The organism is Streptomyces venezuelae, assembly GCF_008642375.1.
Taxonomy (GTDB): domain Bacteria; phylum Actinomycetota; class Actinomycetes; order Streptomycetales; family Streptomycetaceae; genus Streptomyces; species Streptomyces venezuelae_G.
In genome coordinates, this window is the sequence record NZ_CP029194.1 from 5045684 (window position 1) to 5071441 (window position 25758).

Consider the following 25758-nt stretch of genomic DNA (forward strand, 5'->3'; position numbering starts at 1 on the left):
GCCCCGACCGGGTGCGGGATCCGTCACCCACCGCACGACACCTGAGGAGGTGCCTCGCATGGAGGACATCGAGCTGTACGCCGTCGACGCCGAGGAACTGGCGATCGAGGAGCTGCCCGAGGGCAACGCCCTCGCGAGCTGGGCGTCCGCCGGTTCCGCTTCGACCGCGTCCTGCCCGGCGACGTCCGCGTCGTCCGTCAGCAGCGCGTCCACCTACGGGTGATCCGAAGCCCCCGGCCGGCCCGCCCGGCCGTCCCCACCGCACCGCACACCGAAGGGAGGTGAACACCATGGAGAACAACCTCGAGCTCTACGTCATCGACGGTGACGAGCTGGCCATCGAGGAGCTTCCGGAGGGCAACGCCCTCGGCTGCTTCTTCTGCGCCGGATCCGCTTCGACCGCGTCCTGCCCCGGTACGTCCGCGGCCACCGCGTCGTCCGCGTCAACCATCGGCTGACCCCGGTCACCGCAGCAACCAAGCCCTCAACCAGAGCAGAAAGGATTCCTCGAATGCAGAACTTCGACGACCTCGAACTGGACCTGTCCGCCGACGAGCTGGCCTCGGACGCGCTCGGCCTCGAGCCCCTGAAGGAGGGCGTCGCCCTCGGCACCTGGGCGACCGCCGGCACCGCCTCGTCGGCCTCGTGCCCGACGAGCACCGCCTCCTCCTCCGCGAGCGCCTCCAGCTTCGGCTAGAGCGTCCGCAGCACCACCCGTACCCCAACCGCCTGCACCGGCAGGCGACACGACTGAAAGGAAGTGCACGCCATGAACGAGAACCTCGACAACGAGCTCGAGCTGTGGTCGGAGTCCCTCGACCTGGAGGTCCTCCAGGACGCCGTCAGCCCCGGCTTCACCACCGCCTTCTGCGGTGCCTGCGCCGGCTCGGCCAGCTGCCCCGTCGGCTGTGTCGGCTCGATGAGCAGCGTCTCCAGCCAGGGCGGCTGATCAGCCCTACGGATCCTGGGCTCCCGGGGTGGTCCTAGTACCCCGGGGCCCAGGGCCCCAGCCCGGTCCGCTTTTCCCGGACCGGACTGCGTCAGACCAGACCAGATTAGAGCCAGGCGGCCCGGCACGGTAGCGGACCGGCCGCCGCTGCGGAGGGAGGAACCGCGCCGTGGACACGTGCACCGCACCCAAGCTCCGGGAGGATCTCGAGATCATCCGGGGGATGGACGACCACCCCCTGATGTTCGATCCGAAGGGCGGGACCTACCACCGGCTGACCAAGTCGGCGGCGGCGCTGCTCCGCCAGTTCGACGGAGCGCACTCGCTGGACGAGCTCTCGGTCCTGATGGCCGAGCGCCGGGGCGTCCCCGCCGAGGGCGTACGCGGAGAGCTCACCGCCTTCGTCGACGAGTTGAGCCGCAGCGGCCTCCTCGTCGGAACCGAAGCCGAGCGGGAGCCCAGGAAGCGCGCCGGCGGCCGCTTCGGCACCAGCATGCTCATGCCCCGATTCGTCGTCACCCGCTCGCTCCCGAAGGTCCTGGAGCCGGTGGCCCGGCTGCTACGCCCGGTCCCGGCCTGGCTGTCGGTCGGCGTCTTCGCCGGCGGCGGCGTCCTCGGCATCCTGCTCGGCCTCTACGCGGTCCTGACCTCGGCCCCGCCGGCCAAGGACATGCTGGGCACGGGAACCCTCGTCGCCATCGCGCTGATGTTCCTCCAGATCCTCGTGCACGAGAGCGCACACGCCATGGTCTGCCAGGTGCTCAAGGTGCCCGTGCGGGGCCTGGGAGTGGCACTGCTCTTCTACTTCATGCCGCTCGCCTACGTGGACCGCACCGACGCCTACCGCGTCCGCTCCCGGGGCGGGCGGGTCCTGCTCGCCGTCGCGGGACCGCTCAGCGACGGCTGGTTCACCGGCGCCGCCGCCCTGCTCGTGCTCACCGCGGACGGGCCGGTCGCGCAGGTGGCCGGGGCGCTGCTGATCTTCCAGATGCTCAACCTGGTCACCAACATCAACCCGATGCTCCCGAGCGACGGTTACGCGGCGCTGGAGGCCGGCTTCGGCCTCGTCGACGCGCGGGGCCGTGCCTTCACCCTGCTCAAGCACCGCCTGCTGGGCCGCCCGCTGCCGGGCTTCCTGGAGCGGATGCCGGCCCGCAGCCGCCGGCTGCACGTCACGTACGGCATCGTGTGCTGCGTCTACACCGTGGCGCTCGGCTTCTTCGTCGTCCAGTCGCTGATCTGGTCGTTCGAGCTGGTCGGACGGTCGATGCCGTGACCGCCCCCGAGATCTCCGGACCGCTGCTGACCCGGGTGGGCGGTCTGCCCACCGAGGCCCTGGACCTCACCGGAGCGGCGACGCGGCGGGCGATCGCCGAGGCCGCCGACGCGCATGCCGAACTGGAGCGCCGACGGACCGCCGTGGAGGACGCCTGCTTCCCGCTGGTGCCCCTCCTGGACGACGAAGTGCCGTTGCGGCGGCAGGTGCTGGCCGCCAAGCGGGCCGCGCACCGGCTGCGCGCACTGCCGTGGGGCGACGAACTGCCGTCCCGCATAGCCGAGTTGGCGGGTCCTGAGGCGGTCGCGGAGTTCCGTGGCTGGCAGGCGGCCGTACGGCTGCGCGACGAGACCGCCCGTCGGCTCGACGCCCTGCTCGCCGAGGACCGCGCGGCGGCCCCGGCCGCGCTCGCCGGCCACCTCGCCGATCCGGGCTTCGCCCGGGCCGCCGCGCTGGCCGCCCCCGACTGGCTGCGCCACGGCCGCCCGCGCCGCCGCCCCGCCGAGACCCGCAACCTGCGCACGCTCTACTCGTACGTGTCCCGGGCGGCCGTGAAGACCAGCCCGTTCTCCACCCTGACCACGGTCGGAGAGGCCGCCCCGCCCGGCACCGCCGCTCCTCGCCCGACGCCTGTCGCCCACAGCTACGCCGCCACCGCTCTCGCCCAGCTCGCGCTGCGCTGCCTGGCCCGGGAGGCCGGTACCGCCGGGCTCCTTCGGTACCGGCTGGCGCCGGTCCGGGCCGGTGGGGCCGACGCCCCGCGCGGGCTGGTCCTGCTGCCCGAGCCCGTCGCCGACGGTGGTCTGGCCTGGCGGCTCGACCGGGTCGTGGAGGCCGATCACGCGGCGCCCTGGCTCTCCGGCTTCGCGCCCGGTGCCGAGCACTCCCTGGACGGGCTGCTGTCCGGCCTCGGCGGGCCCGACCCCTTCCGCCGCTTCCGGCGGCTCCTCGACACCGGGCTGATCGCGCCCGTACCGCCCTGGCGGCGCGGCGACGACCCGGTGGGGGCCGTGGCGGAGCTGCTCGCGGACCACCCCGAGGACGGGATCGCGGGCGAGGTGCGGGAGTTGAGGGATTCGGCCGCCGCGCTCGCCGCCGCCGGTGAGGACGAGCGCACCGAGACGCTCACCCGGGCCCGCCGCACCGCCCGGCGCTGGGCCCGGCGGGCCGGTCTCGACCGGTTCGAGTCCGGGGAGGTGCTGTACGAGGACGTCGCGAGCGACCTCGCCCTGCCCCCGCTCCTCGATGTGCCGGAGGTCCGCGCCGACCTGACCGAGCTGGGCCGCCGCATGCGCCCGTTCGTCTTCCGCTCGCACCTCTACGACGTGCTCGTGGACCGCTTCACGGCCGAGTACGGGCCGGGCGGCACCTGCACCGACGTGCTCGGGTTCCTCATGCGCGTCGCCGTCGACGGCGACTCCCAGCCCGACCTCGACAAGGCCTCCGTCGCCGACCGCGCCGAGCGGGAGACCGCGGGGGAGCGGGCCTGGCTGCCGGTCGGGCCGAGCAGCGCGCCGCCCGCCGCCGCGGTGCTGTTCCAGCTCGCCGCGACCGGGCAGGACGCCGTGCGCGGCGGCGACTACCAGCTCGTGGTCAACCAGTTCAACCCCGGCACGGGCGGGCTCGTGACCCGCTTCGGGGGGCTCCTCGGCGAAGGCTTCCGCGAGCGGCTGCGCGCCCACGTCCGGGCCTGCTGGCCCGGCCGGACCTGCCGGGAACTCGTCCTGTGGACAGAGATCAACACGGCCCAGTCGCGGTCGGCCGGCCTGCTGCCGCCCCTGCTGCTGCCCGGCGAGACCCCGGCGGCCGACGGCCTCGACCTGGCCGACACCGTCCTCACGCACGACCCCGGCGACGGGACCCTCGCGCTGCGCGACCGCGGCGGCGACCCCGTGGGGCTCGCCTACCTCGGGCTCGTCCCGCCGCACCTCTTCCCGCCGTTCGCCCGGCTCCTCGCCGTGCTCGCGGACCCGTGGGTCAACGGCTCGCCGCACTCGGACTACGTCCTGCCGTTCGGGCTCCAGGAGCGGCGCACCGACCGGGTCGTGCCGTCGGCGCGCACCGGCTTCGGACGCGTCACGGTCTCCCGCGCCTCGTGGGTCGTCCCGGCCGCCGAACTGCCCGTGCCGAGGCCGGGCGAGAGCGACGCGGAGACCGTCCTGCGCGCGGAGGAGTTCCGACGTGCGCACGGCCTGCCGGAGGAGGTCTTCTGCCACCGGCTGACCGGCTTCGGGCCGGGCGAGCAGGGCACGGACCGCAAGCCCCTGTGGGTGTCGCTGACCTCGCCGCTCTCGCTGTCCGTACTCGCCCAGTGGGCCGGCCCGGCCACCGGTCACCTGCGCCTGGTCGAGGCGCTGCCGGCCAGGTCCGCGCATCCGCTGCGGGACGCGGCGGGCGGCACACGGGCCGCCGAGCACATCGCGCTGCTGCGTTGGCGGCGCCCGGAGGAGGAAGCATGAGCACGACCGTTCCCCGGCGGGACTGGTGGTACGTACGGGTCTACCCGGGCGGCCCCCGGCTCATGGACGCCGCGGTCCGCACCCTCGTGCCCTGGCTGGCCGAGCAGGCCGGGAGGCTGGACAGCGAGGACTGGTTCTTCATCAGGTACTGGGACGCCACCGGCCATCACCTGCGGCTGCGGCTGCGCGCCGGGGCCGCCGCGGTGGACGCGCTGGACGCCGTCGCCCGCGAGGAGCTCACCGGGCTGCTGGACACCCTGGAGGAGCGGCCCGAGGACTCCGTCGGCCTGCTGCCCGCCGCGCTGCCGGCCGGCTCGCCGACGCGCGGCATCACCCCCGCGCTGTACGCGCCGGAATCGGCCAAGTACGGCGGCCCGGAAGGAGTGGCCCTCGCCGAGCGCATCTTCCGGCTGGACAGCGCCTTCTGCTCCCGGCTCGACCTCGCCGGCCTGCCCCGGCGGTACGAACGGGCCGCGCACGCCGTCTACTTCGCCCGGGCGCTCACCGCACGGGTGCTGACCGAGGAGGAGCGGGACGTCTTCTGGGTCCGCCACCGCACCCGCTGGGGCTGGCAACTGCGCCTGGCCGCCGGCGGGGAGCAGCTCCGGCCCCTGCTCGGCGGTGTCTCGGCGGGGGTCAGGGAGCAGGGCGTGCCCGCGCCCGGCGTGCGGGAGCGGATCGACGCGCACGCCGACGCGTTGGCCGAACTCCTCCTGCGGGCTCCCGGCTCACGGGACCATCAGGTGCTCCATCACCTGCACATGGTGATGAACAGGCTGGGCTTCCCGCCCGGCGAGGAAGCGGCGCTCGGCATGCTGGCGGGGCAGACCGCCAGGAAACCGGCGGCTGTCGCCGGTGCGGTGCCCGGATGAGAGGAACGGCTGTGACGACTCTGGCAGGCGACATGATCCTGCTCGCCTTCGACGCGGAGGGCGGCAGGCTTCCCGTCCGGCAGTCCCTGGCCCCGGCGGTGCGGGGTGCGCTGCTCGCCGAACTGCTCGACGGCGGCGCCCTGACGGACGAGGCGGGCACGGCAGCCGGGGCCGTGGGTGAGGCTCCGCGGGACGCCGCGCTCCGGGAGGTGTGGCAGCGGATCGCGGGGGAGCCCGGCAGGAAGTGGCTGCACTGGGTCCGCAAGGACGGCCGCGCGTCGATCCACGAGGTGCTGCGGGGGCTGGAGAAGGACGGACTCCTCGAGCGGAGCAGCGGCCGGGTCTTCGGCCTCTTCCCGCTGGAACGCGTCGGCCTCACCCCGGCGGGCCTCGCGGCCGCCCGGGAGGTGCGCGCCGCGGTGGCCGCCGCGGCCGAGGTCCCGACGGCCCGGGCGGCCGACGGCGGCGCGGCCGACGGCCGGGCCGCGCTGCTGGCCGGACTCGCCCATGCGGGCGGCCAGTTGGGCACGACGCTGTCAGCCGACCGGCGCCGCGCGCTCAAGGACCGGCTGACGGCCCTGTCCGAGGACGCCGCCCCCGTGTCGGCCGCCGTACGCCGGGCCGTCCAGGACCTCCAGGGCGCGGCCGTCTCGTAGCGGCGCGGAGGGGCCCGGTGCGCACGTACGGGCGCGGGCCGGGTCTCGTCGCCCGGCCGGCGCCACGGGCCCTCAGATCCAGCCGCGTTCGCGTGCCAGGAGGGCGGCGTGCGGGCGGCTCGACGCGCCCAGGACGCGCAGGAGGTCGGCCACGTGCCGCCGGTAGGTCCGTACCGACATGCCCAGGTCACGGGCGCCGATCTCGTCCTTGCCGACGTGGCACATGGACTTCAGGACGTCCCGCTCGGTCTCGGCAAGACCGTCCGCGCACTCCTCGTCGTCCTCGGTGATCGCCGCCAGGTCCGTGGCCTGGCACCAGATCTTCTCGAAGAGGGCGAGGATGCCGGAGACGAGGCCGGTCTCCTGGGCCACGAGCGCGCCCCGGGAGGTGTCCTCGGGGTCGATCGGGACCAGGGCGGTGCGCCGGTCGTAGACGAGGACGCGCTCCGAGAGGTCCTCCGCCACCCGGATCTGGGCTCCCTTCGCGGTGAGTTCCCGCAGGTAGCCGACGGTCAGCGGATCGGCGAGGGCCTCCTGGAGCACCACGCTGCGGATCCGGACGCCCCGGCTCAGACAGCGCAGGTCCAGCGGGCGCGAATGCGCGATGTTCTCGGGCGTCAGCACCGTGTACGGCTCGACGGAAAGGATCTCCTCGCGGGCGAAGAAGGCGAGGTCGTCGATGCGGTTGCGGATCTGCGCCACGTTCTCCATGCGCTCGACGGACTGCGGCGAGGCCAGTGCCGGGCTCTGCTCGTCCCGCAGCTCGGCGACCAGATGCCGGGAGCGGGTGACCTCCTGCAGTTCCTGGTGCAGTTCGCGCAGACGGAGCTCGGTGAGCCGGTCGACCACGATCGCCGGATCGGTCGGGCAGACGGTCCGCCGGTCCGTCCCGTACAGCAGGCCGAGCTCGCGCAGTCGCTCCTGGGCGGTGGCCACGGCCTCGCGGTCGGCCCGTAGCAGGAGGTGGATGTCTCCGTCGGTCGTGTCGGGATTCCGCAGGAAGTGCCGGTAGATGCTCTCTTCCAGTTCGGAGAGTCCCAATACGCGCATGCCTGTTACCGCCATCTCGAGCCCCCCGAGCTCTGCCGTGCACCGGCGCTCGCGCTCCGCTGGTCAGGCGGTGTGACTGCGCGTCCGGATGATGGACTTGGAGAGTAATGCCCGAGTAAACCGGCGCCTACCGTAGGCCTCGCGATGTGGCGGGCGTCACATTGCGCGAATTGTGGGGATGGTGTGGTGACGGCGTGCTCCCGGGGTCGGCCCGCGGCCCGTCGCACCCCTCCGGGCCGCGGGTTGACCCCCGGACCAGGGGCGCATAGCGTCGCCGCGCCGGGTGGGCAGCTGTTCAGGAGGTCTCGTGGTGGTGCCGGGTGGGGCGGAGCGGCTGACCGCCGACGGGGCTCCTTTCGCTGTGCAGGACGGCGTGTACGCCGGCGGGCCGCGGACCCTGCGGGAGTTCGTCGAGGTCGTCTGGGCCTACGGGGACCGGATCTTTCTCGTCTCCGAGACAGGGGAGACGACCTACCGGGAGTTCTTCGACGCCGCCTGCGGGCTCGCCCGGCGGCTCGTCGGGGAGTACGGGCTGCGCCCCGGGGACCGGGCCGTGGTCGCCATGCGGAACCTTCCCGAGTGGCACATCGCCTTCTGGGCCGCCCAGCTCGCCGGGCTCGTCGCCGTACCGCTCAACGCCTGGTGGACCGAGGACGAGTTCACGTACGCCCTCGACGACTGCACGCCCGGCGTGCTGCTCGTCGACGGGGAGCGGGTCGCCCGGGTGCGCGGCTGGGCCGTCCGGCACGGGGTGCCCGGGGTCGTCTTCCAGGGGGAGGCCGAGGAGGGGTTCGTCGCGTACGTCCCCGACAGCGATCCGTTCCTCGGGCCGCCTGCCGTCGACGTCCTTCCCGAGCACGACTCCACCATCATCTACACCTCCGGCACCACCGGCCGGCCCAAGGGCGCCGTCGCCACCCACCTCGCGCAGGTCGGCGCCGCCATGAACCCCCGGTACTTCGCCGCCGCCGCGGCCCTCGCCCGCGGGGAGGTCCCCGGGACCGCGCCCGCGCCCGTCTCGCTCACCACCTTCCCCTTCTTCCATGTGGCCGCCTTCACCTCCTTCTACGCCGTCATGGCCGCCGGCGGGACCCTGGTGATGATGCGGAAGTGGGACGCCGGGGCCGCCCTCGGGCTGATCCGCCGGCACGGCGTCACCCACTACGCGGGAGTGCCCACCACCGCGCTCCAGCTCCTGGAGGCCGCCCGCACCACCGGCGACCCGATGGAGAGCCTCGTCCTCCTCAGCACCGGGGGCGCCGCCGCGCCGCCCGGGATCGTCGCCGGGATCACCGCCGCGTACGGCGAGCGCGTCGAGCCCCGCAACGGCTACGGGCTGACCGAGACCTGCGGCGGCGTCCTGTCCAACGTCGGGGCCGAGTACCGGGCGCACCCGGGGAGCGTCGGGCGGCCCTCGCCCACCACCGAGGTGCGGATCGAGCAGCCCGACGGGGACGGTGTCGGGGAGCTCTGGCTGCGCGGGCAGTCGCTCGTCCGGGGGTACTGGGGCAACGAGGCCGCGACCCGCGCCGCCTTCACCGACGACGGGTGGTTCCGGACCGGGGACCTCGCGCGGGTCGACGAACACGGGCGCGTCAGCGTCGTCGACCGGATCACCGACATGGTGATCCGGGGCGGCGAGAACGTGTACTGCGTCGAGGTCGAGAGCGTCCTGCACGAGCACCCCGTCGTCGCCGACGCCGCTGTTCTGGGCGTTCCGCATCCGGTGCTCGGCGAGGAGGTCGTGGCCGTCGTGCGACTGAGGCCCGGGGCCGGGGCCGGCATCGATGTGGAGGCGCTGCGCGCCCACGTCGGCGCGCGTCTCGCCGCCTTCAAGGTGCCCGCCCGTGTCCTCGTACAGGAGGGGGAGCTGCCGCGGAACCCGACCGGGAAGATCCTCAAGAGGGAGCTGCGGGGGCTCTTCAGCTGCGGGTGACGCGGATGCGGTACGCGCCCGCCGTCTCCTCGGCGAGGACGCTGATCCGGACGCCGTTCGCCCGGTCGGTGAACGTCTCGCCCGGGCGGTACGGGGCGTCCGACAGCTCGGCGTGGACGTTCGGGCGGCGTGTGCAGCCACCGCTGGTGCGGTCGCTGTCGGACACGGTCACCGGGCCGTGGCCCGTGTCCACGTCGGACTCGACCCGGTAGACGAGGACGCCCTCCTCGCAGACCGCCTCGTCGTTGCCCTCCTTGCTGCGCACCTCGACCGCGTACCCCGACGTGCCGGAGAGCGGGACGAAGGTGAGCTTGGGGCCGCCGGTGACGGCCAGCGGGGTGAGGGTGTAGTCGGTGGAGCCGGGGCCCGAGGCGCAGTTGACCTGGTCGTTGTCGAGCCAGCCCAGCTTCCACTTGTGCCAGCCGAGCAGGTCGTTGTTGGCTCCCCAGTCCTCGGACATGATGTCCCAGTGCCCGACGGTGCCACCGCCGTCCGAGGTGTAGAGGTCGGGCAGACCGAAGACGTGGCCGTTCTCGTGGGGCAGCACGCGGTAGCCGGTCTCGGCGAAGCTGCCGGAGCCGTCGTCCTGGCGGCTGTAGACGAAGGACGTGTTGGCGAGCGGCACGCCGTCGGCGTACGGGGCGTCGTCGTTCCCGGAGAACGTCACGGACAGGACGGTGTCGAGGGCGGACGGCCCGGCGTTCGGCGTGGCGAGGACGTTGACCAGGTCGTACGCGCTGAAGTCCACCTGCGCGTCGGCGGCCTTCACGATGTCCTCGACGAGGGAGCGGTACCCCGGCTCGTAGGGTGAGCCGCGCTCGATCCCGTACGCGGAGAACGGCCGGGGCATCCGCAGCCAGTCGGTCAGGGGGACCTCGGCCTCGTACTTCAGGCGCCCGTACGAGCTGGTGCGGAACCAGTCGGAGGTCTGCGGGAAGAACTCGCGGAAACGGCTCATCGCGGTGCCCTCGCCGACGGCGTCCGGGAAGTCGACCATCAGGGTGAGCGCCCTGACGCGGCCCGTGGAGCGCACGTACCCGGGGGCGGTCGGCAGCCCCTCCGACATCTGCACGCCCATCGTGGTCGCGATCCGGCACGGCCCGAGCTGCGCGCCGTTCGGCGCGGCGGCCACCGGGCCGGCCGAGGCCGGGGCGGGGTCGGGGAGCGTCGTGCTCGCGGAGGCGAGCAGCGCGAGGGAGAGGGCCGTGGTCGCTGCCAGGGCGGCCGGTCTGCGTATCCGTCGGCGGGGGTGCTGCATACGGGCGCCTCTCCGGTGGGGGCAGGTCTGCGGCACGGATCTCCCGCGGGGGAGACCGGAGATCCGTGCCGTGCGATCAGCCTGTGGCGAGTGGCTCGGGGGCGCGCGCCGGGTGGACCGATCGGGTCGGTATTGCGCACGGCGTGTCGGTTGTGACCTAGGTCACATGACGGGCGGGAAATAAGCGGGGGCTCTCTCCCCGTTTGCACCTGTGTTCCGACGAAGTGGGGAGTCCGTCCCCGGATCGCTTGAGGAGGTTGTGGCGTGACCAGCACCCCGGACACCGCGCCCGTCCGCCGCGTACCCCGCCCGCGCGCCGATGCCCTGCGCAACCGCGAGCGGATCGTGACGGCGGCCCGCGAGATGTTCGTCGAGTTCGGCCCCCAGGTGCCGTACGACGAGGTGGCGCGTCGCGCCGGCGTCGGGAACGCCACGCTCTACCGCAACTTCCCCGAGCGCCTCGACCTCGTCCGCGAGGTCGTCCTCTCCCTCATGGCCCGCGTCACCGAACTGGCCGAGCGCGCCGCCGAGGAGGAGGCCGACACCTTCGACGCCCTCCGCCGCTTCACCCACGCCGCCGCCGACGAACGCATCGGCGCCCTGTGCCCGATGCTCGACGGGGCCTTCGACAAGGACCACCCCGACCTGACCGTCGAGCGCGAGCGCCTGGAGGAGGCCGTCCAGGGTCTCGTCGAGCGGGCGCAGCGCGCCGGCCGGCTCCGCGCCGACATCGGCGTCGGGGACCTGATGGTGGCGGTCTCGCAGCTGACCCGTCCGCTGCCCGGCACGGCCTGTGTGAACTTCGATCAGTTCGTCCACCGTCACCTGCAGTTGTTCCTCGACGGCCTGGAGGCGCCCGCGCGCTCCGAGCTGCCGGGAACGGCCGCGACGCTGGAGGACCTGAGACGCGACTCCTGCCGGCGGTCGTGATGACCGCCGCCTAGCGCCCCCCGCCCCCGGCGGTTCCCTTTCCGTACGTCGTCGGGTACGTCCTCACGTACCTCGTCCCGTACGTCCTTACGTCCTTTTTTCACCTGTACGCGCCAAGAGGTGGCTACCCCCATGTCCCAAATCCCCGTGAGCCCCGAGAGCCAGGCCGACCCCGGCCGCTGGAAAGCGCTCGTCTTCATCGCCCTCGCCCAGCTGATGGTCGTGCTCGACGCGACGATCGTGAACATCGCGCTGCCCTCCGCGCAGCAGGACCTCGGGATCTCGGACGGCAACCGGCAGTGGGTCATCACCGCCTACGCCCTCGCCTTCGGCGGTCTCCTCCTCTTCGGCGGCCGCATCGCCGACCTGTGGGGCCGCAAGCGGACCTTCGTCGTCGGACTGATCGGCTTCGCCGCCGCCTCCGCCCTCGGCGGTGCCGCGACCGGCGAGGCGATGATGCTCGGTGCCCGCGCGCTCCAGGGCGCCTTCGGCGCGCTCCTCGCACCCGCCGCGCTCTCGCTGCTCGCCGTGACCTTCACCGACGCCAAGGAGCGCGCCAAGGCCTTCGGCATCTACGGCGCGATCGCCGGTGGCGGCGGCGCCGTGGGCCTGATCCTCGGCGGCGTCCTCACCGAGTACCTGAACTGGCGCTGGACGTTCTTCGTCAACATCCCGTTCGCGATCGTCGCCGCCGTCGGCGCGTACCTGGTCATCCGTGAGCCCGCGGGCGGCCGCAACCGCTCCACGCTCGACATCCCCGGCGTGATCCTGTCCACCCTGGGTCTGGTCGCGCTCGTGTACGGCTTCACCCGCGCCGAGTCCGAGGGCTGGAGCGACGCCGGCACCATCGGCATGTTCGTCGGCTCCGCCGTGCTGCTCCTCGCCTTCGTCCTCACCGAGGCGAAGGTGAAGTCCCCGCTGCTGCCCCTGCGCGTCCTGACCGACCGCAACCGCGGCGGTGTCTACCTCTCGCTGGGTCTCGCCGTCATCGCGATGTTCGGCCTCTTCCTCTTCCTGACCTACTACCTCCAGGTCGTGAAGGGCTACTCGCCGGTCATGACGGGCTTCGCGTTCCTCCCGATGATCGCGGGCATGATCATCGGCTCCACGCAGATCGGTACGCGGCTGATGACCCGCGTCCCGCCGCGCATGCTCATGGCCCCGGGCTTCCTGACCGCCGGTCTCGGCATGCTGCTGCTCACGCAGCTGGAGGTCGGCACCTCGTACGCCGGTCTGATCCTGCCCGCGCAGCTGCTGCTCGGTCTGGGCATGGGTACGGCCTTCATGCCGGCCATGTCGCTCGCGACGCTCGGCGTGGACCCGCGGGACGCCGGTGTGGCCTCCGCGATGGTCAACACCTCGCAGCAGGTCGGCGGCGCCATCGGTACGGCCCTGCTGAACACGATCGCCGCCTCGGCGACCACCGCCTACCTGACCGACCACGCGGCGGGCGCGACCACCCCGGCCGCCCAGAAGCTGCTCCAGCTCCAGGGCATGGTCGAGGGCTACACCGCGGCCATCTGGTGGGCCGTCGGCATCCTGGTCGCCTCGGCCGCGATCGCCTTCACCCTGATCACCACGGGGAAGCCGGACATGGGCGTCGTCGCCGGTTCCGGTGCGGGCGCGGACGACGAGGTGAAGGTGCCGGTCATCGCCCACTGAGCCCCGTACACCCCTGGCGCCACCTGCCCTGGTTCCGTGAGCCCCGTGCTCAGCGGAGCCAGGGCAGGTCCGCGTCCGGGTCCGAGGGTTCGAGGCCCTCGGCCATCACGCGCATGATCTCGCCGAGCTGCGTCATCTGTTCGGCGGAGAGCCGGTCGAACATCGCCTGACGCACGGCCGCCACGTGGCCGGGCGCGGTGCGGCGCAGCACCTCCATGCCCTCGTCCGTCAGCCGGGCGAACTGGCCGCGCTTGTCGGAGGGGCAGTTCTCGCGGCGCACCCAGTCGCTCTTCTCCAGCCGGGCGATCGCGTGCGAGAGCCGGGAGCGGGTGATCTTGGCGCTCCTGGCCAGCTCGGTCATCCGCAGCCGCCGGCGGGGCGCCTGGGAGAGCTGGACGAGCAGTCCGTAGTAGACGTGCGGCATCCCGGCGTCGCGCTGCAACTGGCGATCGAGGTGATCCTCCAGGAGCGTGGTGGCGTGCAGGTAGGCGCGCCAGGTGCGCTGTTCCTCGTCGGTGAGCCAGCGCGGTTCGGTCATGTCTCCCATGGGTCCCATCGTACGACTCGTTCTTGAAAGTTGAACTACATAGATTTACGCTGCAAGCATTGAGCTTGAAGTTTCAAGGACTACGGATGCCGGAGGTCGTCGTCATGGACGCCACGCTCGAACGGATGCCTGCCCTCTACCTCTCCCACGGCGCCCCGCCGCTCGCCGACGACCCGGTCTGGCCCGGCGAGCTCGCCGCCTGGTCCGCGGACCTCCCGCGCCCCAAGGCCATTCTCATGGTCTCCGCCCACTGGGAGGAGGCGCCGCTCGCCCTCGGCGCCACCGAGACGGTCCCGCTCGTCTACGACTTCTGGGGCTTCCCGGAGCACTACTACCGCGTCCGGTACGCCGCCCCCGGCGCCCCCGAGCTCGCCGATGCCGTCCGCAAGCTGCTCCGGGGGCCCGGCACGCCCGTCCAGGACATCCCCGACCGGGGGCTCGACCACGGCGCCTACGTGCCGCTCGTCGAGATGTTCCCGGGCGCCGACGTCCCCGTACTCCAGATCTCCATGCCCACCCTCGACCCGCGCCGCCTCATGGACATCGGGCGCAAGCTCGCCCCGCTGCGCGACGAGGGCGTCCTGATCGTCGGCAGCGGCTTCTTCACCCACAACCTCGCCGCCCTCCGCCACACCGGCGGCGGCGTGCCGGGCTGGTCCGCCGAGTTCGACGACTGGGGGCACCGCGCCCTGGAGGCGCGGGACGTCGACGCCCTCCTCGACTTCGCGCACAAGTCCCCGGCCGGCCGCCTCGCCCACCCGCGTACGGAGCACTTCGCCCCCCTCTTCGTCACCATGGGCGCGGCGGACGCGGCCGGCGACCTCGACGCCGAGCGGTCCGTCATCGACGGGTTCTGGATGGGGCTCGCCAAGCGGTCCGTGCAGTTCGGCTAGCCGGCGGGGCTCACCGGAGCAACGGCGGGTTCAGCTCGATCGAGCGGACGGCGGCGGCCAGCGCGAGCGGGTCGCCGACGTCGAGCGCGGTGTCGGTGAACTTGATCGTGTGGTCGTCGCCGTGCGCCGCCGCCCGCTCGAAGACCTCCTCGGCGGTGAGGGTCGTCCTCGCGCACGGGGCGGCCTCCCGCGGGGTGTAGGCCGCCGTCACCGCGGCCGCCGCCGTCCAGGCCGCCGTCAGGCTCGGCACCCACAGCTCCCGGGGGAGCGCGGGCAGCACGCGGAGGACCGCGTTCGGTGCCGTCGCCGCGTGGACCAGCATGATCGGCTCGCCGTGGCCGTGCGTCGCGTACCGGTGCGTCGCCGCCGCCACCAGCTCCGTGAGCAGCGCCTTCGCCGTCTCCGGGTCCGGGGCCGTGCCCCACTGCGGGAACGCCGTCAGCTGGTCGAGCCGGGACAGGATCCCGCCCTCCTGCTCAGGGACGGGCGGCACGGCGTCCAGGGCGGCCGCCGCGCTCGGTGCCACGGTCAGCGGGGCCAGCGGCGGCAGCGGCCGGTGGCGGGCCGCCCAGTAGCCGAGGGCGTGCGCCAGCTCGGCGCGGCGGGGCGCCGTCTCCGGGGAGGTGAGCAGCGTCCGTACGGCGTGACCGGTGCGGATCGCCGGGTGCGTCGCCCCGGCCGCGATCCCGGGGAGCAGCCGCAGCCACCACTCGGCGAGGACCTCGCGCCACGGGCGGGCGTCGGGACCGTCGAGCTGCCGCGCGAAGAAGCGCGTCCAGTCGGTGATCCGGGACGGGTCGCCGAGCGCCTCGTGCCAGTCGTCCGCCGTGACCGGGCGGTTCGCGGGCGGCAGCTCCTCCAGCTTGGGCGCGTATCCGTCGAGCCAGCGGTGCACGGTCCGGGCCTGGCCGTTGCGGACGAGTGCCTCGACGGCCATCGGGGCGTGGTTGGAGAGCCAGCCGCCCCGTTCGGGGCCGGTGGCGTGGAGGCGTTCGAGAGCCTCGTCGAGGGTGCCGGTCGTGTCGGCGCTCTTGTCGCTCATGCAGGCGACGCTAGGGCGGGACGGGGGCGGGCGTAACGGGCTCCGGACCTAGGCCTCGGGACCGGGATCCGGGTAGGCCGGGGGTCGGGATCCGGTTGGGCCGCGGGGGCCGGGATCCGGGAGGCCGGGGTCCGGGTCGGCGGTGCGCGCAACCCCGGCGGCTCCGATGACGTCTGAAGAGATGACGCCGCATGTGATCGCGATCTCACCGACAGCGTGGTCGGAGCCCTCGTGAGCGGCGCCGCATCACCCTCCGTGCCCGGTCTGACCTGCGCCTCCGTGGGTTCCGGCGGCATGCCCGAAGGGGCGAAGGTCGCGCAGGATACTGCATGATCGCGAAAATCCATGTGCCGGGTGGGAATTCTGTCCTGATTCCAGTCGTTGTTTCCGTCGGATGCAGGGCACCCGAGAGGGTGTCGCGACCTACTCAGCAAGGGAGCACGCATGGCAACCCGTGCCGTCGCCCGTCGTCAGACCTCCGCCAAGAGCGGGGCGAGCCGGGCCAGCAGCGTTCGCGCCGTGGGCGGGGACATCGCCGACCGCGACCTGGTCGGCATGTACCTCGACGAGATCGCGCGTACACCCCTGCTCGACGCCGCCAAGGAGGTCGAGCTCTCCCAGACGATCGAGGCGGGCGTGTACGCCCAGCAGATCCTGGACGGAGACATAGACAGCGAGGCGGGCGGCGCGGCCCGCGAGGAGCTCGAAGCGCTGGTCGCCGAGGGCGAGCGGGCCAAGGACCTCTTCATCAAGTCCAACCTCCGGCTCGTGGTCGCCGTCGCGCGGCGCTACCCCCGCAGCGGGCTGCCGCTGCTCGACCTGATCCAGGAGGGGAACGCGGGCCTGGTGCGCGCGGTCGAGAAGTTCGACTACGCGAAGGGCTTCAAGTTCTCCACGTACGCGACGTGGTGGATCCGGCAGGCCATCACCCGGTCGATCGCCGACCAGTCCCGGACGATCCGGCTCCCCGTCCACCTGGTGGAGGAGCTGGGCCGCATCCGGCGCGTGCAGCGCGAGTTCAACCGGGAGAACGGCCGGGAGCCCGAGCCCGCCGAGATCGCCACGGAGCTCGGCTCGACGCCCGAGCGGGTCACGGACGTCCTGGACTGGGCGCGCGACCCGGTCTCGCTGAACATGTCGGTGGACGACGAGGGCGAGACCCAGTTCGGCGACCTCCTGGAGGACACCTCGGCGATCTCGCCCGAGCAGTCGGTGCTCACGCTGCTGCGCAGCGAGGAGCTCGACGACCTGATCGCCAAGCTCGACCACCGCACGGCGTCGATCATCCGTATGCGGTACGGGATCGAGGACGGGCGCGAGCGGACGCTGACGGAGGTGGGCAAGCAGCACGGTCTGACGCGTGAGCGGATCCGCCAGATCGAGAAGCACGCCCTTCTGGAACTGAAGAAGATGGCCCACGACACGGGCTTCGACGCGGTGGCGTAAGCCGTAAGAGGTCATGGGCGTGACCTGGTGCGGGGCGGGGCGACCACGGAAGTGGCCGCCCCGCCCCGCACCCTCTTGGTACCTCTACGATCGCGTCGACGCCGCCAGGCGGGTCGCCAGCTCGTCCACGTAGCCGTGGAGGGCCGGCGGGCCGTGGATCGTGAAGGGGGCGTCCACCAGGGCCAGGCGGAGCGCCAGCCACTCGACGGAGTCGGTGGAGCGGGCGCGGAGGCGGCAGGCCGTCGGGCCCGTCGCCGTCGGGACCAGGTGGGACGGGAGCCGCGCCGTCACGAAGTCCGCCGGGGCCTCGAAGCTGACGTCGAGCTCCAGCTCGGTCTTGGCCCGGGACATGGTGCGGACCAGGAGCTCGGCCGCGTCGCCGGCCGGCAGCTCGCGCGGGGTGAAGCGGGCGCCCGTCGCGAGCGGGTCGCTCACCCGGTCGACCCGGAAGGTCCGCCAGTCCTCGCGCCCCAGGTCGTACGCGACGAGGTACCAGCGGCGCCCGGTCGAGACCAGCCGGTACGGCTCGACCAGCCGCTTCGACTCGACGCCGTCGCCCGCCCGGTAGCCGAAGCGCAGCTTCTCGCGCCCCGTGACCGTGCCCGCGAGGGCCGTCAGGGTGGCGGGCGCGACCGTGGCGCCGTCGCCCCTGGTCAGCGGCAGCGTCGCGTTCTGGAGGGTCGAGACCCGGTGGCGGAGCCGTGCGGGCAGGACCTGCTCCAGCTTCGCCAGGGCCCGTACGGAGGCCTCCTCGATGCCCTCGATGGCGTGCCCGGCGCCGGCGCGCAGGCCGACGGCGATCGCGACGGCCTCCTCGTCGTCGAGGAGGAGCGGCGGCATCGCCGTACCGGCGACGAGGCGGTAGCCGCCGACCGCGCCGAGGGTCGCCTCGACCGGATAGCCGAGGTCACGGAGCCTGTCGATGTCCCTGCGGATGGTGCGCGCAGAGACCGAGAGCCGTTCGGCGAGCTCACTGCCGGGCCACTCGCGCGGGGTCTGGAGGAGCGACAGCAGATTCAGGAGTCGAACCGGGGTATCTGTCATGTCTCCCAGAATGAGGCCCATCTAGGACATCATTTGACCTAGATGACTTCTATCTTCTTCATATGAGTTCACACGAAGCCGTCACGGATGCGGCCCCCACGGACACGAGTGACAAGAGGCGGTGGATCGCCCTCGCCATCGTGATGACGGCCGCCTTCATGGATCTGGTCGACGCCACGATCGTCAACATCGCGATCCCCAGCATCGAGCGGGACCTCGGCGCCTCCTTCGGGGCCATCCAGTGGATCACCGCCGGTTACGCGCTCGCCTTCGCGGCCGGGCTGATCACCGGCGGCCGGCTCGGTGACATCTACGGCCGCAAGCGGCTCTTCCTCCTCGGGACCGCCGGCTTCACGGTCGCCTCGGCGCTCTGCGGCTTCGCCGCAAACTCGGAGATGCTGGTCGCCTCCCGCCTCCTCCAGGGCGCGGCGGCGGCGATGATGGTCCCGCAGGTCCTCTCGATCATCCACGTCACCTTCCCGGCGCACGAGCGAGGCAAGGTCTTCGGGATGTTCGGCGCGATCATCGGCCTCGGCGCCGTCTCGGGCCCGCTGCTCGGCGCGCTGCTCACGCAGTGGAACATCGCCGGTCTCGAGTGGCGCCCGATCTTCCTGATCAACCTGCCGGTCGGCATCGCGGGCCTGATCCTGGGCCGGAAGTTCATCTCCGAGTCGAAGGCGCCGAAGGCGCTCCGGCTCGACATCGTCGGCATGCTCCTGGCGACGGCGGCGCTGCTGATGCTGATCTACCCGCTGACGCGCGGCCGTGAGCTCGACTGGCCGCTGTGGGGCCACGTGATGATGGTCGCCAGCCTGTTCGTCTTCGCGGCCTTCGTCTTCTACGAGAAGTACAAGACACGGAAGGACGGATCGCCGCTCGTCGAGCTGCCGCTGTTCAAGGTGAAGAGCTTCGCCGCCGGTATCGCCGTCCAGCTGACCTTCGGCATCGTGCTCGGCATCTTCTTCCTGGTCTGGACGATGTACATGCAGGTCGGGCTCGGCTGGACCCCGCTGAAGGCGGGCGTCACCGGCGTGCCGTTCTCGATCGCGGTCTCCCTGGCCGCCGGCCTCTCGGTGCAGAAGCTGGTGCCGCGCTTCGGGCGCAAGGTGCTCCAGGCGGGCGCGCTCACGATGATCGCGGGCATCCTCCTCTACTCCCTCGTGGCGGGCCGCTACGGGAACGGGATCGAGCCCTGGCAGATGATCGCGCCGCTGGTGGTCATGGGTCTGGGCATGGGCCTGATCGTGGCGCCGCTGACGGACGCGGTCCTGTCGGAGGTGCCGAGGGAGCACGCGGGCTCGGCCTCGGGCCTGATCAACACGACGGGCCAGATGGGCAACGCGCTCGGCCTCGGCCTCGTGTCGGTCGTCTTCTTCGGCGTCATCGACGGCCGGAACCTGGAGCAGGCCCCGACCGAGGTGGGGGCGGCCTTCACGGACGCCTTCCAGAACTCGCTCGGCTGGGCGGCGGGCGTGCTCGCCGCGATCTTCCTGGTGATGTTCGCGCTCCCGGCGAAGCCGAAGCAGCACCTGGAGGGCGGCGACGCCGGTGACGAGGGCGACGACGAGGCTCCGGGGAGCGTCGAGAAGGAGCCGGTGCTGACGCACTGAGCCGCCGCTGCGGAGAAGGGCCCCGGCCCCGGGAAGCATCCCGGGGCCGGGGCCCTTCGTCTGTCAGGAGACGGTCAGGAACGCTTGGGCTTCAGTTCCTTCGGCCGGTAGTTCGGATCGGAACCGCTCAGTCCGAACCGCTTCAGGTCGCCGGGCGAGGGGCTTTCGAGGAGTGTCCACACCTCGTTGCACTCGAGCGTGTCCGAGTCGGCGTCCACTTCGCAGAGCGTCTCGTAGACCAGCCCGGTCTTCGTCAGCACCTGGATCGAGGTGTCGGTGGCCTGGTCCCCGATCGAGATGGAGCAGGCATCCGTCGGGTAGCTGTCGTCGGGGTCGCCGTCGCTCAGGTCGTACCAGATGAACTCGCCCAGGCTGGGGCGGATCTGCCTGATGCCCGCGTAGGCGATGCCGTCGTAGATGGCGGCCTTGACCTCGTTGCTGTTGTTGGGCACATAGGCATCGACGTCGTTGCACGGCCCGGTGGGTCCGGTGGGTCCGGTGGGTCCGGTGGGTCCGGTGGGTCCGGTGGGTCCGGTGGGTCCGGTCGGCCCGGTGGCTCCGGTTTCGCCCGTGGCTCCGGTGGCTCCGGTTTCGCCTGTGGCGCCGGTTTCACCGGTCGCGCCCGTGGCGCCGGTCTCTCCGGTGGCTCCGGTTTCACCTGTGGCTCCGGTGGCTCCAGTTTCGCCTGTGGCCCCTGTGGCCCCTGTGGCTCCGGTTGCTCCGGTCTCGCCAGTTGCTCCGGTGGCTCCGGTTGCTCCGGTCTCGCCTGTGGCCCCTGTGGCCCCTGTGGCTCCGGTTGCTCCGGTCTCGCCTGTGGCTCCTGTGGCTCCGGTTGCTCCGGTCTCGCCAGTGGCTCCAGTTGCCCCTGTGGCTCCGGTTGCCCCGGTTGCCCCGGTTGCCCCGGTTGCCCCGGTTGCCCCGGTTGCCCCGGTGGCGCCGGTCTCGCCAGTGGCTCCGGTCGCCCCAGTTGCCCCGGTGGCGCCGGTCTCACCAGTGGCTCCCGTCGCGCCTGTGGCCCCGGTCGCGCCCGTGGCTCCCGTCGCGCCTGTGGCCCCGGTCGCGCCCGTGGCTCCCGTCGCGCCTGTGGCCCCGGTCGCGCCCGTCGCGCCCGTCGCGCCCGTCGCACCCGTCGCACCCGTCGGGCCCGTCGGGCCCGTCGGGCCGACCTTGCAGTCGCCGTCGCCGCCGCCGGTCGGGGCGGCCTGCAGAGTGCGGGTCTGCGGGCCCTCGACCAGGTTCTGGATCTTGTGGTCCAGGAACTCCTGGAAGCCGCCGAACTGCGGTGCGCCGCTCTCGTCGAGGTGGCGGGGGCCGCCCTGCTGTTCCCAAGGCGGAGGACCGTCCTGGTGCTGCTCCCACGGTGGCGGGCCGTCCTGCTCCCAGGGCGGCGGACCGTCCTGCCCGTGCTGCTCCCACGGTGGCGGGCCGTCCTCGTGGTGCGGCGGCGGGCCGTCCGGGTGCTGCGGGGGCCGCTCCTCGCAGTGGTCGCCCGTCGACGGGCCCGCCGTCGTCCTCCCGGGGGTGTCCCAGGCGGTGGCCGCCGCCGGTGAGGCGAAGCCCGTGAGGACGAGTGCGACGGAGGCCATGGCCCCGCCGACGAGCCAGGGGCGTCGTCGGGGCAGGGGACCCAGCGGGGACCTGGTCCTGGCATCAGGACGCATGCATGCTCCTTCCTCCACCGGCCGCACACGGCGGCCGGTCCGATTGATGTGCGGGAAGCCCTTACGCGCTTCCTTGTCGGATCATCGGATCGCGCTTGCGAAGGCTTGACAGTCTCGCGGCACTCCCAACGCCATGGCGTATCGCTCCTAGCCGGATGGATGCGTACACGAAGGCGAATTTCGAACCGCCCGTCGGCGCGCCGACAGAACGTCCTCCCGGGGCGCCCGTAGGGTCGCGCACCCCCTGACAGCTCCCCCGTCCCCGCCGGAAGTGGTGTTGCCGTGCAGCCGTCCATCTGCCTGTGCATGATCGTCAAGAACGAGGCCAAGGTCATCGAGAGGTGCCTCGCCTCCGTCCGAGGTCTCGTGGACACGTGGGTCATCTCCGACACCGGTTCCACCGACGGGACCCAGGAGCTGATCCGTACCGCCCTCGCCGGCATCCCGGGCGAGCTGCGGGAGGAGCCGTGGGTGAACTTCGGCCACAACCGCAGCCGCAACATCGCGTACGCCCGCGGCCGGGCCGACTACCTCCTGCTCCTCGACGCCGACCACGTCCTGCGGCAGGACGGCCCGCTGCCGGAGCTGACCTCGGACGCGTACATGATCCGCCACGCGGGAGCCTTGGAGTACCGCATCAAACGCCTGGTCAGAGGCGCTCTGCCCTGGCGGTACGAGGGGGTCACCCACGAGTATCTGACCGCCGACCGGGACCACGAGCAGCGGAACCTGGACGCCCTGGTCATCGAGGACCACGCCGACGGCGGGTCACGCCACGACAAGTTCGAGCGGGACGCCCGGCTCCTCGGGGCCGAGCTGGAGCGCGACCCGGCCAATCCGCGCACCGTCTTCTACCTCGCCCAGACGATGCGGGACATGGGCCGCACCGACGAGGCCGTCACCCTCTACGAGCGGCGCGCGGCGATGGGCGGCTGGGGCGAGGAGGTCTACTACTCGCTCCTCCAGTCCGGCGTCCTCAGGGGCGAGGCCGGTGACTGGCCGTCCGCGATGGACGCCCTCACGCGGGCCTGGGAGTCGCGGCCGGAGCGGCTCGAAGCCTGCTACGAGCTGGTGGCGCGGCTGCGGACGAAGCGCCGCTACCGCGCGGCCCACGCCATCGTCACCGCCGTCCTTGACGGGGCGCAGCCGGACGACCTGCTGTTCATGCAGCCGTGGGTGTACCGCTGGGGGCTGCTCTTCGAGTACTCGATCACCTCGTACTGGACGCGCGACTACGCCGCCTCGATCGCCGCCTGCGACCGGCTGCTCGCCCTGCCGGACCTGCCCGCGTCGTACCGCGAACAGACCCGCGCCAACAGGGGATTCGCCCTGGGGAAGCTGGCGGAAACCGGGGCGGACGTCCCCGCCCCCGCGCTCGCCTGAAGGCGGGGACGGGCGCGGGGACGGCGGTCGACCGTGAGGGTCAGCGGACCCGGGCGCGGGTCTCCATCGCCTCGCGGGCCGAGCGCTCGTCCTCGTACACCTCGCACATGTGCCGGCCGTCCGGGGTCGCCGTGTGCTCGATCTCCCAGAGGCTGACCTCGCTGCCGTCGAGCAGCAGGAACTGGTGCTCGTAGAGGGTGAACCCGGCGTCCCGGCCTCCCTCTACCGCGCACTGCCGTCCGAAGGCCTGGGTGATGTGGTGGGCGAACGCCAGGCGGAGCCGCCGGGCGGTCCGCTCGCCGGGCCGGTCCACGTTCTCCGCGCGCCGCAGGACACGGCGCGCGTGGTCGGCGGAGTTGTCCGGTACGTACATCCGGGGCTGGGCGGGTATGGGGCGGGCGAGCAGGGCGCTCAGGAGCGCCATGTCATCGTCGTCGTCGCTGTCGAGGACGGTGCCGTCGGAGCGCTCCGCGGTCCAGCCCGGCAGCGGACCGGCCGGCAGACGGGAGGCGGCCAGCCGGGCCTCCGACTCCTCCGCGTACAGCTCGTGCTGGTCGGAGCCGTCGCGTCCGGTGTTGTGCGTGAGCTCCCACAGAGTGAGCGCGCTGCCGTCGGCGAGCAGATACGTGTGGCGGTAGGTGGTCCGGTGCAGCGACGCGCTGTGGTGCGAGGAGTGCAGCGCGCTGGAGTGGGCGAGCGCCGTGCCGAGGCGCTCGACGGTGGAGTCGGGCAGGTCGAAGGAGTTGAGCGCCCTGCCGAGGAGCCGCTCAAGGTGCGTCTCGGTCGTCTCGTAGGGATCGTGAGGATCCTGCGGATCGTTCAAGAGGGTCTCCAGGCCGTCGCCGCATGTCACTTGGTGCTTGCTAAACGTAGTCCCTGGGTCTGACATCGTGTCCTGGGTTCTGCAAAACGAAGGGCGCCCACCGGAAGTTCCCAGCGGGTTCTTCGTCAACTCCCTTGCGGTTACCGGGAGTACGTTGGTGGAGGGCGGTCATCGGCCCCGATTCACCTGTTCGCGTCTCCCTCGTAGAGCTCGCCGTACGAGGGGAAGTCGCCGCCCGGGCCGCGCTGCCCGCCGGGAGCCGCGAGCAGGGCCCGGACGATCGCCCGGGTCACCAGGTCGGCGCCGGCCGCCAGGATCTCGTTCAGGGCGAGCGGCCCCGGCTCCTCCGGAAGCTCCCGCCGCCCGGTGGCGAGCGCGAAGACGGTGTCCCCGTCGTTCATCAGGTGCACAGGACGGATGGCGCGCGCGATGCCGTCGTGCGCCGTGCCCGCGACCTTCTGCGCCTGCGCGCGCGTGAGCACCGCGTCCGTGGCGACGACGGCGAGCGTCGTGTTGAGCGGGGGAGGGGCGCTCGCCGCCCGGGCCTCCGCGAGCCGCCGCAGCGCCGCCTCGTGCACCGCCGCCGCCGGGACGACGGCCCCGGCCCCGCCGCCCTCGAACCAGCTCCCGTACGGGACGCCCGTCGCCGGGTCGACGGCCGAACCGACCGCGTTCACCACGACCAGCGCGCCGACCGTGATCCCCGACTCCAGGACCGCGCTCGCCGTCCCCACCCCGCCCCGCAGCCCGCCGACGACGGCCCCGGTGCCCGCGCCGACCGCGCCCGTCTCCACGCGCGCGTGGTCCCCGCTCGCGTCGGCCGCCTCCACCGCCGCCCGCCCCGTCGCCGCGTCCGGCCGGGCCGAGAAGTCGCCGCCGCGCCCCAGGTCGAAGACGCACGCGGCGGGCACGACCGGCACCACATGGGCCGGATCGGGCCCCACCCGCACGCCCCTGTGCCGCTCCTCCAGCCAGGCCATGACCCCGGCGGCCGAGTCCAGCCCGTAGGCGCTGCCGCCGGTCAGGACGACCGCGTCGATCCGCTGGACCACGTTCCGCGGGTCGAGCGCGTCCGTCTCCCGCGTACCAGGCCCGCCGCCCCGCACATCCACGCCGGCGACGACCCCGCCCTCCGGCGCGAGCACGACCGTGGTCCCGCTCAACGCCCCGGCCCCCGCCACGCGCGCGTGCCCCACGCGCACCCCGCTCACGTCGGTAATGGCGTCCCGGGCCTCGTGGGCGTCCCCGGCTCTCACTTCCTGGGGGTGTGTCATGTCCCCTGCCTACCACGCGGCTTGGCTCAGCGCTTGGGGCCGAGGTAGGTGCCGCCCGAGGCGTCGATCACGGTCCCGGTGATCCAGCGGCCGTCCTCGGACGCGAGGAAGGCGACCGGGTCGGCGATGTCCTCCGGCTGCCCGACCCACGGCAGCGCCTGGCCGCCGATCAGCATCCCCTCCAGCTCGGGCATCGCCGCCATGGCGGCCGTGAGTCCGGCGGTCTGGGTCGGGCCCGGGGCGACCGTGTTGACGGTGATGCGGCGCTCCCCGACCACATGGGCGAGGGTGCGGGTGAAGGTCTCCATCGCCCCCTTCGTCATCGCGTACGCCAGCTCGTCGGCGAGGGCGATCCGGGTGACGGCCGAGCCGATGTTGATGATCCGGCCGCCGTCGCGCAGCACCGGCAGCAGCCCCTGCACGAGGAAGTACGGCGCCCGGACGTTGACCGCGAAGAGCCGGTCGAAGAGCTCCGGCGTCTCGTCCCGGAGGTGCCCGCCCGAGCGGCTCTCGGCGGCGTTGTTGACGAGGACGTCGAGCACGGCCTCCCCGGCGTGCGCGGCGAGCCCGGACCGGACCCCCTCGACGAGCGCGAGGACTCCGTCGTGCGTGGCCAGGTCGGCGCCCACGGAGAAGGCCCGGCCGCCGTCCCGCACGATCAGGTCCACGGTCTCCCGCGCGGCGGCCGCGTCCCGCCCGTAATGGACGGCGACGACCATCCCGTCGGCCGCGAGCCGCCGGGCGACGGCCCGCCCGATGCCGCGCGACGAACCGGTGACGAGGGCGGTACGGGTGGTGGGCTGCTGCATGACGGTCTCCTCGGGCGTGTTTCCGGTGCAGCCCGGGGCGTCTCCCCGGGGCACGGAAGGAAGACTCGCGCCGGGCGCTGACGAGCCGCTGACCGAGCGCTGACAGCGCCTGACCGCCGCTGACGGGGGTGCGGCTCACCCGCCGAGGAGCGCGCCGGCCTCCCCGGTGAGCGCGGCG

At 72.9% G+C, this 25758-nt stretch carries 24 protein-coding genes; 15 read left to right on the forward strand and 9 right to left on the reverse strand.

The features are described 5' to 3' along the window. Positions 1-58 precede the first annotated feature (58 nt). From DEJ46_RS23295 to DEJ46_RS23330, 8 genes are all read left to right on the forward strand, one after another. The gene (locus DEJ46_RS23295) at positions 59-223 is read left to right on the forward strand and encodes a thiocillin family RiPP (RefSeq protein WP_107105427.1); all 165 of its coding nucleotides are present in this window, start codon (positions 59-61) and stop codon (positions 221-223) included. A 67-nt stretch (positions 224-290) separates the two neighbouring features. Beyond that, entirely contained in the window at positions 291-458 is a 168-nt protein-coding gene (locus DEJ46_RS23300) for a thiocillin family RiPP (RefSeq protein ID WP_141302866.1), read from the forward strand. Between the two features lie 53 nt (positions 459-511). Further along, positions 512-697, forward strand: a complete 186-nt coding sequence (locus DEJ46_RS23305; protein WP_150269307.1) for a thiocillin family RiPP — start codon at positions 512-514, stop codon at positions 695-697. Positions 698-769: 72 nt separating this feature from the next. Next, complete coding sequence (locus DEJ46_RS23310; RefSeq protein ID WP_055642953.1) at positions 770-949, forward strand: thiocillin family RiPP; 180 nt, start codon at positions 770-772, stop codon at positions 947-949. Between the two features lie 223 nt (positions 950-1172). Further along, on the forward strand, positions 1173-2225 hold the full coding sequence (locus DEJ46_RS23315; RefSeq protein WP_150269309.1) for a PqqD family peptide modification chaperone: 1053 nt from the start codon (positions 1173-1175) through the stop codon (positions 2223-2225). Then, a complete protein-coding gene (locus DEJ46_RS23320; RefSeq protein WP_150269311.1) occupies positions 2222-4684 on the forward strand; it encodes a lantibiotic dehydratase in 2463 nt (820 codons plus the stop codon). Before DEJ46_RS23315 ends, DEJ46_RS23320 begins: the two co-directional genes overlap by 4 nt. Further along, a complete protein-coding gene (locus DEJ46_RS23325) occupies positions 4681-5556 on the forward strand; it encodes a lantibiotic dehydratase C-terminal domain-containing protein (protein ID WP_150269313.1) in 876 nt (291 codons plus the stop codon). Before DEJ46_RS23320 ends, DEJ46_RS23325 begins: the two co-directional genes overlap by 4 nt. An 11-nt stretch (positions 5557-5567) precedes the next feature. Next, positions 5568-6212 carry a GOLPH3/VPS74 family protein gene (locus tag DEJ46_RS23330; RefSeq protein WP_190622845.1) on the forward strand — a complete coding sequence of 215 codons (645 nt, stop codon included), beginning with the start codon at positions 5568-5570 and terminating at the stop codon, positions 6210-6212. Between the two features lie 72 nt (positions 6213-6284). Here DEJ46_RS23330 and DEJ46_RS23335 read toward each other — a convergent pair whose 3' ends face one another. Next, on the reverse strand, positions 6285-7277 hold the full coding sequence (locus DEJ46_RS23335) for a helix-turn-helix transcriptional regulator (RefSeq protein ID WP_411757777.1): 993 nt from the start codon (positions 7275-7277) through the stop codon (positions 6285-6287). Between the two features lie 292 nt (positions 7278-7569). Here DEJ46_RS23335 and DEJ46_RS23340 point away from each other — a divergent pair, with 292 nt between their 5' ends. After that, positions 7570-9198: a class I adenylate-forming enzyme family protein gene (locus DEJ46_RS23340; protein ID WP_223834995.1), complete on the forward strand. Its 1629-nt coding sequence runs from the start codon at positions 7570-7572 to the stop codon at positions 9196-9198. On the opposite strand, the gene DEJ46_RS23345 is transcribed toward DEJ46_RS23340, so the two are convergent. Next, the gene (locus tag DEJ46_RS23345) at positions 9185-10456 is read right to left on the reverse strand and encodes a M6 family metalloprotease domain-containing protein (protein WP_150269321.1); all 1272 of its coding nucleotides are present in this window, start codon (positions 10454-10456) and stop codon (positions 9185-9187) included. The genes DEJ46_RS23340 and DEJ46_RS23345 overlap by 14 nt on opposite strands. Positions 10457-10720: 264 nt before the next feature. Between DEJ46_RS23345 and DEJ46_RS23350 the strand changes: the two genes are divergently transcribed. Next, positions 10721-11386: a TetR/AcrR family transcriptional regulator gene (locus tag DEJ46_RS23350; RefSeq protein ID WP_150269323.1), complete on the forward strand. Its 666-nt coding sequence runs from the start codon at positions 10721-10723 to the stop codon at positions 11384-11386. A gap of 132 nt (positions 11387-11518) precedes the next feature. Further along, complete coding sequence (locus DEJ46_RS23355; RefSeq protein ID WP_150269324.1) at positions 11519-13048, forward strand: MFS transporter; 1530 nt, start codon at positions 11519-11521, stop codon at positions 13046-13048. 49 nt (positions 13049-13097) lie between these two features. Here the strand turns inward: DEJ46_RS23355 and DEJ46_RS23360 are convergent, their stop codons facing one another. Then, a complete protein-coding gene (locus DEJ46_RS23360) occupies positions 13098-13604 on the reverse strand; it encodes a MarR family winged helix-turn-helix transcriptional regulator (protein ID WP_150269326.1) in 507 nt (168 codons plus the stop codon). Between the two features lie 95 nt (positions 13605-13699). Here DEJ46_RS23360 and DEJ46_RS23365 point away from each other — a divergent pair, with 95 nt between their 5' ends. Further along, positions 13700-14488: a dioxygenase gene (locus DEJ46_RS23365; RefSeq protein ID WP_150274697.1), complete on the forward strand. Its 789-nt coding sequence runs from the start codon at positions 13700-13702 to the stop codon at positions 14486-14488. Positions 14489-14498: 10 nt separating this feature from the next. Here DEJ46_RS23365 and DEJ46_RS23370 read toward each other — a convergent pair whose 3' ends face one another. Further along, entirely contained in the window at positions 14499-15530 is a 1032-nt protein-coding gene (locus tag DEJ46_RS23370) for a questin oxidase family protein (protein WP_150269327.1), read from the reverse strand. A gap of 444 nt (positions 15531-15974) precedes the next feature. Here DEJ46_RS23370 and DEJ46_RS23375 point away from each other — a divergent pair, with 444 nt between their 5' ends. After that, on the forward strand, positions 15975-16976 hold the full coding sequence (locus DEJ46_RS23375; protein WP_150269329.1) for an RNA polymerase sigma factor RpoD/SigA: 1002 nt from the start codon (positions 15975-15977) through the stop codon (positions 16974-16976). Positions 16977-17060: 84 nt separating this feature from the next. Here the strand turns inward: DEJ46_RS23375 and DEJ46_RS23380 are convergent, their stop codons facing one another. Then, positions 17061-18020 carry a helix-turn-helix transcriptional regulator gene (locus DEJ46_RS23380; RefSeq protein ID WP_150269331.1) on the reverse strand — a complete coding sequence of 320 codons (960 nt, stop codon included), beginning with the start codon at positions 18018-18020 and terminating at the stop codon, positions 17061-17063. A gap of 62 nt (positions 18021-18082) precedes the next feature. Between DEJ46_RS23380 and DEJ46_RS23385 the strand changes: the two genes are divergently transcribed. Continuing rightward, the gene (locus DEJ46_RS23385; protein ID WP_150269333.1) at positions 18083-19630 is read left to right on the forward strand and encodes an MFS transporter; all 1548 of its coding nucleotides are present in this window, start codon (positions 18083-18085) and stop codon (positions 19628-19630) included. A gap of 74 nt (positions 19631-19704) precedes the next feature. On the opposite strand, the gene DEJ46_RS39250 is transcribed toward DEJ46_RS23385, so the two are convergent. Then, complete coding sequence (locus DEJ46_RS39250) at positions 19705-21291, reverse strand: hypothetical protein (RefSeq protein WP_190622847.1); 1587 nt, start codon at positions 21289-21291, stop codon at positions 19705-19707. Positions 21292-21573: 282 nt separating this feature from the next. Here DEJ46_RS39250 and DEJ46_RS23395 point away from each other — a divergent pair, with 282 nt between their 5' ends. Beyond that, entirely contained in the window at positions 21574-22674 is a 1101-nt protein-coding gene (locus tag DEJ46_RS23395) for a glycosyltransferase (RefSeq protein WP_223834997.1), read from the forward strand. A 40-nt stretch (positions 22675-22714) separates the two neighbouring features. Here DEJ46_RS23395 and DEJ46_RS23400 read toward each other — a convergent pair whose 3' ends face one another. The 3 genes from DEJ46_RS23400 to DEJ46_RS23410 all read right to left on the reverse strand — a co-directional run bounded on the left by DEJ46_RS23400 (position 22715) and on the right by DEJ46_RS23410 (position 25580). Then, positions 22715-23563: a DUF6227 family protein gene (locus tag DEJ46_RS23400; RefSeq protein WP_223835006.1), complete on the reverse strand. Its 849-nt coding sequence runs from the start codon at positions 23561-23563 to the stop codon at positions 22715-22717. 116 nt (positions 23564-23679) lie between these two features. Then, positions 23680-24771 carry a P1 family peptidase gene (locus DEJ46_RS23405; protein WP_150269337.1) on the reverse strand — a complete coding sequence of 364 codons (1092 nt, stop codon included), beginning with the start codon at positions 24769-24771 and terminating at the stop codon, positions 23680-23682. 26 nt (positions 24772-24797) lie between these two features. Then, on the reverse strand, positions 24798-25580 hold the full coding sequence (locus DEJ46_RS23410; RefSeq protein WP_150269339.1) for an SDR family oxidoreductase: 783 nt from the start codon (positions 25578-25580) through the stop codon (positions 24798-24800). Positions 25581-25758 lie beyond the last annotated feature (178 nt).